We start from the raw sequence: 12,555 nt of genomic DNA on the forward strand, positions 1-12,555 counted from the left end.
CAGGCCGGCAGGTGTCGAACAGACCTCGCTCGCCCGCCTCAGGCATACCGTGAGCGTCGGAACTGGCCGAGGTCCGTGCGAGGCGGCCCACGCGTTGCGGACAGTACGCTGAGTCCGAGCGGGATCGGGCCCGCGGCACAGTGTCCGGGAGGCATGTGGTGACTGCCGACATGGTGGCCCCGGCGTGGATGCACGAGCAGATCACGGCGGAGGAATACGAGTCGTGGTCCGAGGAGCAGTGCGCCGGCATCGAGATCGTGGACGGAATGGTCGTCGTGAGCCCCAGCGCGTCCAAACGGCACAACCGGCTCGCCCGCGTCCTGGCGAACGCCCTGGACGCCGCCGCGGGCCCCGACTGGAACGCCGATACGGATTTCGACGTCCGTCTGCAGGACGTTCCGCTCACCAATCGCCGTCCCGACGTCATCGTCTACCGCGCGGACACGATCGACATCACGCCCACCCGGCCTGAGCACGTACTGCTGGTGGTCGAAGTGGTGTCGCCGGGCTCGGAGACCACCGACCGCATCGTGAAGGTCGACCAGTACGCCAAGGCAGGCATCGGCTTCTACTGGCGGATCGAGCAGGCCGCGACGGGGACGCCTCTGGTCTACACATACATTCTCGACCCCGCGACGAGGACGTACCGCGACGGGGACGTGTTCACCGGCGCCCTGAAGGTCACCGCCCCCTTCGCAGTCGAGATCGACCTCGGCCAGGTCTGAACCGGACCGCCGCAGGCCGGGTGAGCGCTCGGTCCCCTACGCGTCTCCGCCGTAGCCCGCCCATACGGCAGCGGGAACAGCCCGTGGCGGAACTCGTCGCAGAGCCCGATGCCGACAGGGCTCCGCCCCTTCCACGTGGTCCAGTACACCTCCGTGATCACACGTGCCACCCGTCACGGCGGGAAACGGATACCGCCGGAAGCAGCGACGCCCGCCCCGCCGGCAGGTGCGGCCTCCGCCCCGCCGGAAGGTGCGGCCTCCGCCCCGCCGGAAGGTGCGGCCTCCGCCCCGCCGGAAGGTGCGGTCTCCGCGCCGCCGGAAGGTGCGCCGTCCGCCCTGTGGGACGGGGATGCCGTGGCGATCGGTGGCGTGGCGGTGGCCGAGCGGGTGGCTGCCGGTCCGGGGTCGGTCGTCACCGGGAAGGTGTCGCCGACGCGGACCTGGGCGTAGAAGAACTCGGTGTCCTCGGCGCCGAGGCCGATCCAGCCGGCCACGGCGTCGTGGCTGCTCAGGGCCTTGAGCTGAGGGGTGTAGAGGCCGATGTAGTGCGGTCGGCCCCGCCTGTCGCGCAGCTCGACGACGTACCGGACGCGTACCTCGGTCGGGCCTATGGTGGGGCCTTCGGTGGACGTGCCGAGGGGCATGTGTCTCGGGTCGGCCTTCGCGACCACCGTCATCGGGCTCGTGGATGTGAGCAGGGCGTCGTCGGATGCCGAGAGGATCGGCATCACCCGGCCGCCGAAGGTGAGGGTGCGCCCGGACAGGTCGAGTGTGCCGGCGACGGGCGTCGGGGTGGCCGTGGACGGCGAGGCGGAGTGGGGGCCGGCCACGGCCGGGGGCCGGCGCCCGGCCGGGTGGTCCTGGTGCCGGTCCCCGCCGAGGTGCAGACCGACGGCGAGGGCCAGCAGCGCGAGGGCCGCCGTTCCCGCGCCGAGGGCGGCGGCGGTACGGCGGCGGCGCACGCGGCGCATCGCCCGGGCACGGGTCGCGGGGCCTCCGACGGTCGGGGTGGTCTCCTGTGCCGCGGCCAACTCGCGCAACGCCGCGGAGAGTTCATCGGCCACGACCGCTCCCCTTCCTGACCCGACCGCCGGTCGCGTCGCCCCGCACGCCGGCCTCCTCCACCCGCCCGCCGGTCTCCTCCACCCGCCCGCCGGCCTCCTCGACCCGACCGCCGGTGTCGTCGACCCGCCCGCCGGTGTCGTCGACCCGCCCGCCGGTGTCGTCGACCCGCACGCCGGCCTCCTCGACCCGCCCATCGACCTCGTCGCCCGCGAGACGCTTCGCCAGCCGCGCCCGTCCCCGGGACAGCCGCGCCTTGACCGTCCCCACGGGCGCACGGGTTTCGGAGGCTACCTGCTCCACGCTCAGGTCGCACAGATGGTGCAGGACGATCGCCATTCGCTGTGCTTCGGGCAGTTCGCGCAGGGCGGCCACGAGCGCGGCGTACTCAGGGCTCGGCCCCGGGACGGAGTCGGGCGGTGGAGTGCGCCGCATCAGTTCCAGCCAGCGTCTGGAGCGCCGCCAGCGGCTCACCGCCAGCCGCATGGCCACCGTACGGATCCACGCCTCGGGGGCACTGTCCGCGAGGAACCGCTGTCGTCGGGCCCAGGCCCGTACGAACGCCTCCTGAACGACGTCCTGGGCCTCGCCGTGGTCTCCGGTGAAGGCGTAGAGCTGTCCGGTCAGTCGGGGGAACGCCGTCGCGTAGAAGGCGTCGAACTCTTCCTCGGTCATGCCCCCACCGGAATTCCTGTCCTTTGTCTGCAACCCGGCCGCCTCCGCCGTGCGTACAGGTCCCGTAGTCGCGCCAGTCGCATCCGGCGAGGCGCAACCCACCGGGAAGACGGCGCGCGGAGGTTCCGGGCTCCCTCCCTCCCCCACGGGGTTGGCCCGTCGGCTGCCCAACCTACCGGCACGACTCGGCAGTTGCCTGACCAGGACGGACGCCCGCACGTCCGGCCACGACCGAGTTCCCGAGCCTAAGGACCTCCACGTGCCACCCACCCACGATGTGCCCCCCGACGGCCACGACTTCGCCACGTACGCCCGGACGCACTGGTCCCGGCTGATCGTGACCGCGCGGCTGCTCACCGACGACGCCGGCGCGGCGGAGGGACTGGTGCGGACGACGTTGGTGCGGATGTGCGCGCGGTGGCGGCGCGTTCCCCGCGACGACATGGACTTCCACGTGTTGCGCTGTCTGGTGCGGGGCCACCTGCGCCGGCCGCGTGGACGGCGGGCGGCGCGGCGGCGGGCCGTCCTGGTGCTGCGGTTCTGGGAAGGGCTGGCGGACGTGGAGATCGCCCAGTTGCTGGACTGCTCGGTGGCCGCGGTGCGTGTCCGTGCCCGGCGCGGTCTGGCAGCGGCCGGCGCCGATCCCGGGCGGCTGCGCGAGGCGTACGCCCGTGCCGCCCAGGACGTCGTCCCGTCCGAGGTGCCGCTGGCCGGTCTCCGGGCGGGGGGCCGCGTCCGGCGACGCCGACGGCTGACCGTGGCCTCGGCGGCCTGCGCGGCGTTGCTCGTGCCCGTCGCCGTGATCGCGGTCGACCGTGCCGGGGCCGGGAGTGCGCGGGACGGAGCGGCCGGAGCGCGGACCGGGGGTGGCGCCCGTTCGGCGACGAGCCCGGTACGGGTCGTGGCGCCGGGTGAGCGGGTGACCGTCGGGCCGGGGGTGCGGGTGTGGCTGACGGCGGACGGTGGGCACTGGTCGGTGCCCATGGATCTGCCGGGGGACAACAGCGACCGCCCCCTCGACGAGCCCGGCGTCTCCGTACGGGTGGACAGCGTGGACGACGGCTTCTTCCTGTCGGGTCTCTTCCACGGCCTGAGCGGCGAGCCGGGCCGCGTCGAGGTGAGCGCCGGCGCCGGCACGACCACCGCGAAGGTCCTCGTCCTGGCCGGAAGCCCGGGCTGGGGCATCTGGTACGCGAGCGCACCGGTCCCCGAGCGGGACATGCGGATGCTCTTCGACGCGGGAGGGGACGAGCGGATCGTCACGGTGTACGACGCCTCCGGCAGGCTCGCCGCACGGTCGGACAGCGAGTGGTGACGGCCATGCACCGGACCGACGGGACCGACGGGACCGACGAGAAGCACCCGCACGACGGCACGGACGGGAGCCACACGCACGACGGGGACCCCGGGACCGACGGGACCACCGCACCACGAACAGCACGAACAGCACGAACGGCACCGGCAGCACCGCCCGCGCGAACGGCACGGCGATCGCGGAAGGGGGGGATGTCGGTGTCCCGGCGCGGAAGCCGTACGCCGCTCCGGGTCCGGTACCGGCGCACCCGGGGCCGGCGCCTCCGCCGGCTGTTCCAGGCCTTCCTCACGCTGATCGCGACGCTCTGTGCGGCGGCGGTCGTGGCGTACCACCTGACGGCCGTTCCGGAGCCGCACCCGGAGACCGTCAGCCAGAGCACCGTGTTCCTCGACTCGGGCGGCGCCTATCTGGGCCGGCGGGGCCCGGTCGACCGGCAGGACGTCCCGCTGTCCGCGGTCCCCGCGCATGTGCGGGAAGCGGTGATCGCCGCGGAGAACCGCTCCTTCCGCACGGACAGCGGAGTCTCGCCGCAGGCCATCGCACGGGCCACGCTGGCGACGCTGACCGGCGGCGACCCGCAGGGCGGCTCCACCATCACCCAGCAGTACGTGAAGAACGCGCTGCTGAGCCCGGAGCGATCGCTGTCCCGCAAGGTCCGTGAGGCGCTCATCGCGATCAAGCTGGACCGCACCCGCACCAAGGACGAGATCCTGGAGGGCTATCTCAACACCGTGTACTTCGGGCGGGGCGCCGCCGGCGTCCAGTCCGCCGCGCGCAACTACTTCGGGGTGGACGCGAGGAGCCTGACGGTCGCCCAGGGCGCCGCGCTGGCGTCCATCCTCAACATCCCCTCGTACTACGAGAAGGCGGGCTCCGATCCGGGGGTGACCGCGAAGCTGGAGAACCGCTGGGAGTGGGTGCTCGACGCGATGGCGGCGAGCGGCAGCATCACGGACGGGCAGCGGGCCGCGGCGCGGTTCCCGGCGTTCCGGTTCTATCCGCCGGGTGAGACGGAGGGGCAGCGGCAGTATCTGATCGACGTCGCGGCCAAGGAGGCGGCCGACCGGCTCGGCATCGCCGAGGACCGGCTGGCGAGCGGTGGTTACAGCGTGACGACCACGTTCGACCTGGCGGCGCAGGACCGCGCCACGCAACTGGTCGAGGAGTATCCCGGCGGCGAGGGCGTCCGGGTGCACACCGCCGTCGTGGGCATGGTGCCCGGCGACGGGGCGGTACGGCTGCTCTACGGGGGCTCGGACTACGCGCGACAGCCCTTCAACGACGCGGTGAGCGGGGCGGTGGAGTCGGGCACGGCCCTCGAACCCTTCGGCGACGTGAGGCGGGCGGGCGAGCCGCTGGGCGAACTGCTGAGGACGGCGGCGCCGACTCCGCTGAACCTGGCGTCGGCGTACGCGACGGTGGCGGCGGACGGCAGGTACGCCACCCCCTACACCGTCGCGCGCATCACCCAGGACGGCCGCACCGTCTACCGGGCGCGTCCCGACGTGCGGCGGCTGCTGGACGAGGAGGAGGCGATGACGGTGGGCGCGCGTGCGGGGGCCGAGCCGACGCCCGTCGCCGACGGCTCGGCGCAGGGGAAGACGTTCGCCACCGCCGGGGCGGGTGGCGGGACCGCCCGGCGGACCGTGTGGGCCACCGGGTACGACGGCCGGCTCGCCCTGACGGTCGCGCTGTTCGCCGACCGGGCAGGCGGCGGGAAGGGTGCGACGGTGCCCGCGCGGCTGCCGAACGAGCCGCCGCCGACCGAGTTCGCACAACGGGTGGCCTCGGGGCTCTGGGCGGCTGTCACGAAGGGCGGGACGCCGGGCAGGGCCAGGACGCCGGCCAAAACCGGGGCCAAAACCGGGGGCGAGGCCGGGGGCGGGACGGGAGGCGCCACGGGGAGTGCCGTGGGAGGCGGCCTCGCGGAGGGTTCCTGACGGGCCGGGCCGCGCAGGCCCGGTAGCGGCAACACCCCCGGCTCAGGGAGCCGGGGGTGTGGTCCACAGGGTGCGACGCGAGGTCACCTGGTGAAGACGAAGTACTTCCAGGCGCCGTGGGTCGTGGAGTTGACGGAGTCGCCGGAGGAGCCGTTGATGTACGACGAGCGCATCCTGGCCCGGATGCCGGAGTCGCCCGGCGCTTCCAGGCGCACGGCCGACTTGCCGTTGGTGGCCAGGGCGAAGTACTCGGACCCGGAGTCGTACCACGAGCCCTGGTAATAGACCTGGAGCTGGAACCGCTGCTGGCGGCCCGCGTAGTAGTTCATCGTCGTGGTGAACACCGGGTCGGTGTTCTTGTGGAAGTAGTAGTACGTCGTGGAGCCGATCTTGCCCGTCTTGTAGTGCCTGGAGACGGCGGTGGAGACCTTGGCGTTGGCGTACGCGGTCGACTTCACGGTCTTGGACGCGTACCGGGCGTCACCGTCGAAGACGGCGGTGACGGCGGTGTCACGGGTCATGTCGACGATCGCCGACAGGTTGCCGCTGGAGTTGACCTTCGCCTTCTTCAGCAGCTTCCTCGGCTTGTCGGAGCCGAAGGGGTCCGCGTAGAGGGAGACGGTGCGGTTCTTGTACGTCGCGCCGAGGTGCGCGGTGAAGGTGACGTCCTTGCCGTACGCGTACAGCTTGCCGTTGTTGTTCAGGGTGAGCGCGGTCGCCTTGCGCGACACCTGCACCGCGTCGTAGCCGGCGGCGGGGGCGTGCGTGGCGTCGCCGGCGTAGGACACCTTGTAGGTGACCTTGCCGCCGGCGGGCGGGACGTCCGTGAAGGAGAAGGTGCCGTCGGCCTTGGTCCTCACGGCGGCGAGGGCCTTGCCGCTCGGCGACTCCACGTCCGTGCGGATCACCTTCAGGACGGTGCCCGCGGGGAGGGGTGCCTTCGAGGTCAGCCTGCCGGTGGCGGTGAGCTTCTTGGCCCGTTCCGCCGTGGCGGGGGCGGCCACCGTGAGGGTGGGCAGTTCCTTGGTCGGGTCGGTCAGGGCGCGCAGGGTGTACGTGCCGTAGGTGTTCACGGAGACGGCGAAGACGCGGCTCGCGTCCGGCGCCCAGGCGAGCGCTCCGTCCACGAGGGTGTCGGCGCCGCTGCTGTTGCCGGTGTTGGGGAAGTCGTACTCGCGCGTCGGCGTCGGGTCACCGGGCCGGTGGATGTGCACGTCGGGGTCGTACCAGGAGAAGCTGCCGCCCGCGACGCTGCCGTTGGGGGCGACCCGCACGGCGTTCGGGTACGCGTCGGTGGGGTAACCCGCCGTCTCGGTGAGGTCGGCGGTCGAGTAGGCGCCGATGCCGTAGCCGAAGTCGGGGCTGCCCCAGGAGGTGAGCACCTGGCCGCCGTCGGGCGTCAGGTCCAACTGCTTCACGGCGGTGTCCATGTCGCCCTTGACCCGCAGCGTGGCTCCGTCGGCCGTGACGTCGTACACGGCGAGCGCGCCGCCGTTGCCCGCCACCAGGACGCCGGGGACGGCCGGATCGGAGGCGAGGAACATCCCGAAGGCGCCGTGGAACTCGACGTCGCCCCGCTCGGCGAGGTGGACGACGGGTTCGGCGCCGGAGACGTCGAGCGAGCCGAAGTCGGTGCCGTGGGCGAACCAGACGCGGCCGTCCACCACCTCCAGGTCGCCGGGGGCCGTGCCGACCGGGTAGCTCGCGGTCTCGGTGTACGTCCCCGTCTCCACCGATACGATCCGGTCGCCGTTCGTCACGGCCGCGTACACCTGCCCGGAGTCGGCGGACAGCGCGAGGCCGCTCACGCCGGAGAGCCCGGTCAGCGTCGCCTTCACGGCGCCCGCGTAGTCGGTGACGACGATCTTGCCGCCGGTCGGGTCGGAGACGTAGACGCGCTGGTGGGCGCCGTCCACGACGATGTCGCCGACCGACTTCACCGGAAGGGTGTGGGCGGAGTCGGCCGTGGCCGGTCCCGCGGTGCCCACGGCGAGGACCGCGGAGCTGAAGACGACCGCGAGTGCGGTCGCGGTCGAGATGGTGCGCCTGCGCACAGTGATGTGAACCCCCACAGAAGCAGCCCGGCGGTGGCCGGGCGGAGATGAGTCGGCCGCGCGTCCCCCCTCACACCGCGACGGGTGTGTGGACGCTGCCGAGGAAAGAAGCGTATGGCATGCCAGTGACAATTGAGAGCGAAATATCACGGTGGGCAGAGGAAACGCCGATGCTCCGCCACGGCCGGCCGCATGTAGAGCAACGGGCGCCCCTGAACAGCCGGGTGACGGATCGTCACCTCGATGCTCGTCAGCTGGAGGCGGGTGTCGCCGGGCGGGTGCCGGGGACCGCTCCCTGGCCGGTCTGCCCGGCGGTGTCGCCGTCCTCGCCGTAGACCCGCGCCCGGTAGGGGGGTGGCGCCGGCCGGTGCCGCGGTGTCCAGGTGGGGAACGGCGGCGCCGGGCAGGGTCGAGGCCGTTCCGCGCCGCATCGGGCCGCCGGGCCGCACCGCGCCGCATCGGGCCGCACCGGGTTGGTCATGGCGTCTCGGTGAGACGGTCATCGGTCCGTGAGGAACGGTGCGCCCGGGTCGACGGTCCGGGCGGGGCGGAGCGGGCGGAAGGTGACGCGCCCGCCGGCGTCGATCCGGACGCCGTGGACGGCGGGCTCGGGGAGGCTGTTGTAGTGGAACGGCGTGGAGAAGTAGTAGGCGCCGGTGTCCGGTACGACGACGAGGTCACCGGCGTCCAGGAGGGGCAGCGCCCGCTCGCGGGCCAGCAGGTCGCCGGCGAAGCAGCACGGGCCCGCGATGTCCTGGACCACGGGCGGACCGCCCTTGGCGCCGCCGTCCGGGTCGTGGGCCTCGATCCGCAGCGGCCAGGCGCCGGGGGCGAACACGGTACGGGTGGCGACCTGGGCGCCGGCGTGGGTGATGGCGACGGGTCGGCCGCCGACGGTCTTGGTGTACTCGACGTACGCCGCCATGAACCCGTTCTTGGCGAGAACCGAGCGGCCGAACTCGGTGACGATCTCGTACGCGCCGGAGAACAGGGCGGGCGCGTGCTCGCGCAGCCGGTCCACGTAGGCGTCGAAGCCGGGGGTCGTCTCGTCGCTGTCGAAGTTGACCGGCAGCCCGCCGCCGATGTCGATGCCGGTGACCTGCCGGCGGCCGAGGTGGGAGTTGACCTCCTCGGCGAACTCCACCGCCTTCGCGACACCCCCGGCGATCAGGTCCAGGGGGCAGCCCTGCGAGCCGACGTGCGTGTGCACCCAGGTGAGCCAGGGACGGTCCCGGTACGCCTGGAGCAGGCGCCGCCGGTTGCCCTCGTCCGCCAGGGGGACGCCGAACTTCGAGGTCGCCGTGGCCGTGCTCATGGCGCTGATCGAGCCGCCGCCGACCTGGGGGTTGATCCGTACGCCGATGCGCGAGCCGGAGGCGCGGGTCGCCAGGATGTCGTCGATGCGCGCCAGTTCCTGGAAGCCGTCCGCGTTCACGGCGACGCCCAGGCTCAGTGCGCGGACCAGTTCCGCGCGGGTCTTGGCCGGGGAGTCGAACACGATGCGGGCCGGGTCGAAGCCGGCCGCCAGCGCCTGGGCCAGCTCGCCGGCGCTCGCCACCTCGCAGCCCATGCCGTTCAGGCGCAGTGCCTCCAGCACCGGGACCAGGCAGTTCGCCTTGGCCGCGAAGGCGTGCAGGACCCGTAGGGAGTCGGGGAACGCGCTCCGCAGGGAGGCGACGGTGGAGTCCACGCCGTCGAGGTCGACGAAGGCGGCCAGCAGCGCGGACTCCGGGTCCAGGAGTCCCTGCCGCACGGCTGCCCGCAGTGTCCGTTCACGCCGGGCCGCCTCGGGCGTGGTCCCGGCGTCGTCCTTGTCCCTGGCAGAAGCGCTCATCGTGCACCTTCCCGGAGCCTGGGGGTCCGTCCGCGCGCGGTCGCGGTACGGCGGACCACCAGGTTCCCTCGGAGTGGTGCGGGTGTCTGCACGAGAAGCCTCCGGGAGGAGTTCGCGCGAGGAGTGTTCCGGCGGAGTCTTCGGGAGGAGCTGTTGCGCTGTCGCGTCCCGCGGTGCACGCCGTCCTGCGGTGCACGCCGTCCCGCGGTGCTCGCCGTGGAGCGAACCCGCGGGCACCGTGGGCAGGGGCCGGTCGCCGGTGTCACCGGTACCGGCCCGCGCGCCGCGGAGTGCGTGGGGCAGGCCCCCGAGGCCGGGAAAGTGCCGGGCGGCGGAGGGATCAGGCCGTCCGGGCGACGGCCGCAGTCTCAGCGGCGGGGCGACCGCCGACCGCCGCCGACCGCCGCCGGCTCCGGCACCCTCCGGGAGGGCCCCGTCTCCGTCTCCTCCGGCGCCTCGGCGCGACCGAACCAGCCGTCGAACCCTGGGTGCCGCCCCTCACAGTCGAACCCGTGCGTGCCGCCCGCCACAGCGGACTCTCGCCGGTCCCGCCCGCAGGCGGCGCCGCCGGCCCGCTGCCGGGGGCCGGCGGTGGTCGAGACGCCTGGGTCCGCCGTCAGGACGGCTCGGTCGCCGTCAGGACGGGTCGGTTCCCCGTCACACCGGCTCGGCCCGCCGTCACACCGGCTCGGTCCGCCGTCAGGCGACCGACCGCAGCGCGGTTCCGGGCCGTGCCGCGTCCTTCGGTACTCGGCGGCGGCGGGTCGGGAGGATGGTGGGGTTGGCCACTCCCCAGGCGGCGCCCTTGCAGATCAGTTCCTTGTAGAGGGCGGCGGCGCGTCCGGTGAGGGCCGCGCGGACGGCCCGGTCGTCCGCGGTGACGTACTGGATGAGGCCCTGCCTGCGGCCCAGCGAGATGCACTGGTTGAAGTAGCGGATGGGCACTTCGGGGATCTTCGTGCCGGTCAGGCGGGCGGCGATGGCGTCGGCCGCCTGCCAGGCGGTGGGCACGCCCGAGGCGCACGACATGCGCAGGGGCTTGTCGCCGGGGCCCGGCACACTGGCCGCGTCGCCGATGGCGTACACGTCCGGGTGGGAGGTCGAGCGCATGGTCCGGTCGACCACGATTTGGCCGGTGTCGGTGACCTCCAGGGTGGTGGCCCGAGCGATGGGGTGGACGGCGAAGCCGGTGGTCCACACGGTGACGGCGGCCGGTACGGACGTGCCGTCGGCGGTGGTGACGTGGTCGGCGCCGACGGCGGTGACGGTGGCGTTCTCGTGCACGGTGACGCCGAGGTCGTCGCAGACCTTCCGCAGGTGCCGGCGGCCCTTGGGCGAGAGCCAGTCGCCGAGGGTGCCGCGGGCGGCGAGGGCGACGTCCAGGTCCGGGCGGGCCTCGGCGATCTCCGTCGCGGCCTCCACGCCGGTGAGTCCGCCGCCGATCACGACCACGGGCTGTCCGGCGTCCAGGCGGGCCAGACGCTCGCGCAGCCGGAGTGCGCCGGGGCGGCCGGAGATCTCGTGGGCGTGCTCGGCGGTGCCGGGGACGCCCTGGTCGTTCCAGGCGCTGCCGAGGGCGTACACGAGGGTGTCGTACTCCAGCTCCTCGACACCGTCCGCGCCGGCGTCGGTGCCGGTGACGGTGACCGTCTTGCTGTCGGCGTCCACGGCGGTGACCTTCGCGAACCTCAGCTCCACGCCGGTGCCCGCGAACATCTCGCGGAAGGGCCGGGGCCTGAGGTCCTGTCCGACCGCGAGCTGGTGCATCCGCACGCGCTCGACGAAGTCGGGCTCGGCGTTGACGAGGGTGATGGCGACGTCTTCCCGGTGCAGCCGCTTGGCGAGGCGCCCGGCGGCGACGGCTCCGGCGTATCCGGCTCCGAGGACGATGATGCGGTGCTCCATCTCCATGCTCCTGTCTTGGGGTTCGCCACTTGAACCGGGCGGCCTCCCGTTTCCTGACAGGAACACGATGTGAAGCAGCTCACACAGGCGTCAGAGCGGAACGACGAGCGGCTCACCGTGGTCGGTGGCCGCCCACAGCCGCGTCGCGCGTTCGAGTTTGTCCGGGTTGACCTGGGTGCGGAACGCGGCGATGCCCTCGGGGGTGATCTCCAGGCACATGACGCCGATGACGCGGCCGTCCACGACGACGACGACCGCGGGTTCGCCGTTGGCGCTCGCGGCGTACATCTCGGGCGTGCCGCCGACCAGGTCGCGCTTGGCCTTGCCGGGCTTGAACAGGCCGCGCATGAACTTCGCGACCGCGAGCGTGCCCTCGACCGCCCTGGCACGGGCCGGGACCTTGCCGCCACCGTCGCCGATCGAGACGGCGTCACCGGTGAGCAGCCGTACGAGCGGCTCGGTACGGCCGCTGATGGCGGCGGCGAGGAACTCGTCGACGATCCGCCGGGCTTCGGCCTCGTCGATCTCGGTGCGGGCCTGGCCCTGCGCCACGTGCTTCTTCGCGCGGTGGAACAGCTGCTGGCTGGCGGCCTCCGTGATGTCGAGGATGTCGGCGATCTCCCGGTGCGCGTAGTCGAAGGCCTCCCGCAGCACGTACACCGCGCGCTCGTTGGGCGACAGACGCTCCAGCAGCGTGAGGACCGCGTACGACACCGACTCGCGCTGTTCGACGGTGTCGGCGGGGCCGAGCATCGGGTCCCCGGCGAGCAACGGCTCGGGGAGCCACTGGCCCACGTAGGTCTCGCGCCGGGCGCGGGCCGAGGTGAGCTGGTTGAGGCACAGGTTGGTGAGGACCTTCGTCAGCCAGGCCTCGGGCACCTCGATGCGGTCGACATCGGCGGCCTGCCAACGCAGGAACGTCTCCTGTACGGCGTCCTCGGCCTCGCTCGCCGAGCCGAGCAGGCGGTAGGCGACGACCTCCAGGCGGGGCCTGAAGGTCTCGAACCGTTCCACGTCGTTCACGGTCAGGACCATGACCCAGGAT

At 73.1% G+C, this 12,555-nt stretch carries 8 protein-coding genes and 1 pseudogene; 3 read left to right on the plus strand and 6 right to left on the minus strand.

Features of this window, described 5'->3' with window-relative positions; translation table 11 throughout:
- The first annotated feature begins 158 nt into the window (after window positions 1–158).
- Window positions 159–725, plus strand: a complete 567-nt coding sequence (locus ACFYO5_RS25760; RefSeq protein ID WP_388712869.1) for a Uma2 family endonuclease — start codon at window positions 159–161, stop codon at window positions 723–725.
- Window positions 726–898: 173 nt separating this feature from the next.
- On the opposite strand, the gene ACFYO5_RS25765 is transcribed toward ACFYO5_RS25760, so the two are convergent.
- Together ACFYO5_RS25765 and ACFYO5_RS25770 are read right to left on the minus strand one after the other, a co-directional pair.
- Window positions 899–1,789 (minus strand): hypothetical protein, encoded by an 891-nt coding sequence (locus tag ACFYO5_RS25765; RefSeq protein WP_388712872.1) that lies wholly within the window; start codon window positions 1,787–1,789, stop codon window positions 899–901.
- A 184-nt stretch (window positions 1,790–1,973) separates the two neighbouring features.
- Window positions 1,974–2,462 (minus strand): annotated as a pseudogene (locus ACFYO5_RS25770) (SigE family RNA polymerase sigma factor); the annotation flags it as partial.
- A gap of 259 nt (window positions 2,463–2,721) precedes the next feature.
- Between ACFYO5_RS25770 and ACFYO5_RS25775 the strand changes: the two are divergent.
- Window positions 2,722–3,777: a sigma factor-like helix-turn-helix DNA-binding protein gene (locus tag ACFYO5_RS25775; RefSeq protein WP_388712875.1), complete on the plus strand. Its 1,056-nt coding sequence runs from the start codon at window positions 2,722–2,724 to the stop codon at window positions 3,775–3,777.
- 191 nt (window positions 3,778–3,968) lie between these two features.
- Window positions 3,969–5,717 (plus strand): transglycosylase domain-containing protein, encoded by a 1,749-nt coding sequence (locus tag ACFYO5_RS25780; protein WP_388712878.1) that lies wholly within the window; start codon window positions 3,969–3,971, stop codon window positions 5,715–5,717.
- 83 nt (window positions 5,718–5,800) lie between these two features.
- On the opposite strand, the gene ACFYO5_RS25785 is transcribed toward ACFYO5_RS25780, so the two are convergent.
- The 4 genes from ACFYO5_RS25785 to ACFYO5_RS25800 form a co-directional block, all read right to left on the minus strand.
- Entirely contained in the window at window positions 5,801–7,771 is a 1,971-nt protein-coding gene (locus tag ACFYO5_RS25785; protein ID WP_388712881.1) for a YncE family protein, read from the minus strand.
- Between the two features lie 499 nt (window positions 7,772–8,270).
- Window positions 8,271–9,605, minus strand: a complete 1,335-nt coding sequence (locus tag ACFYO5_RS25790) for a diaminopimelate decarboxylase (protein ID WP_388712884.1) — start codon at window positions 9,603–9,605, stop codon at window positions 8,271–8,273.
- A gap of 699 nt (window positions 9,606–10,304) precedes the next feature.
- A complete protein-coding gene (locus ACFYO5_RS25795; protein WP_388712886.1) occupies window positions 10,305–11,510 on the minus strand; it encodes an NAD(P)/FAD-dependent oxidoreductase in 1,206 nt (401 codons plus the stop codon).
- 90 nt (window positions 11,511–11,600) lie between these two features.
- The gene (locus ACFYO5_RS25800) at window positions 11,601–12,545 is read right to left on the minus strand and encodes an RNA polymerase sigma-70 factor (protein ID WP_388712889.1); all 945 of its coding nucleotides are present in this window, start codon (window positions 12,543–12,545) and stop codon (window positions 11,601–11,603) included.
- Window positions 12,546–12,555: the final 10 nt, after the last annotated feature.

The sequence above is a fragment of the Streptomyces sp. NPDC006259 genome, from assembly GCF_042870975.1.
Classification (GTDB): Bacteria; Actinomycetota; Actinomycetes; order Streptomycetales; family Streptomycetaceae; genus Streptomyces.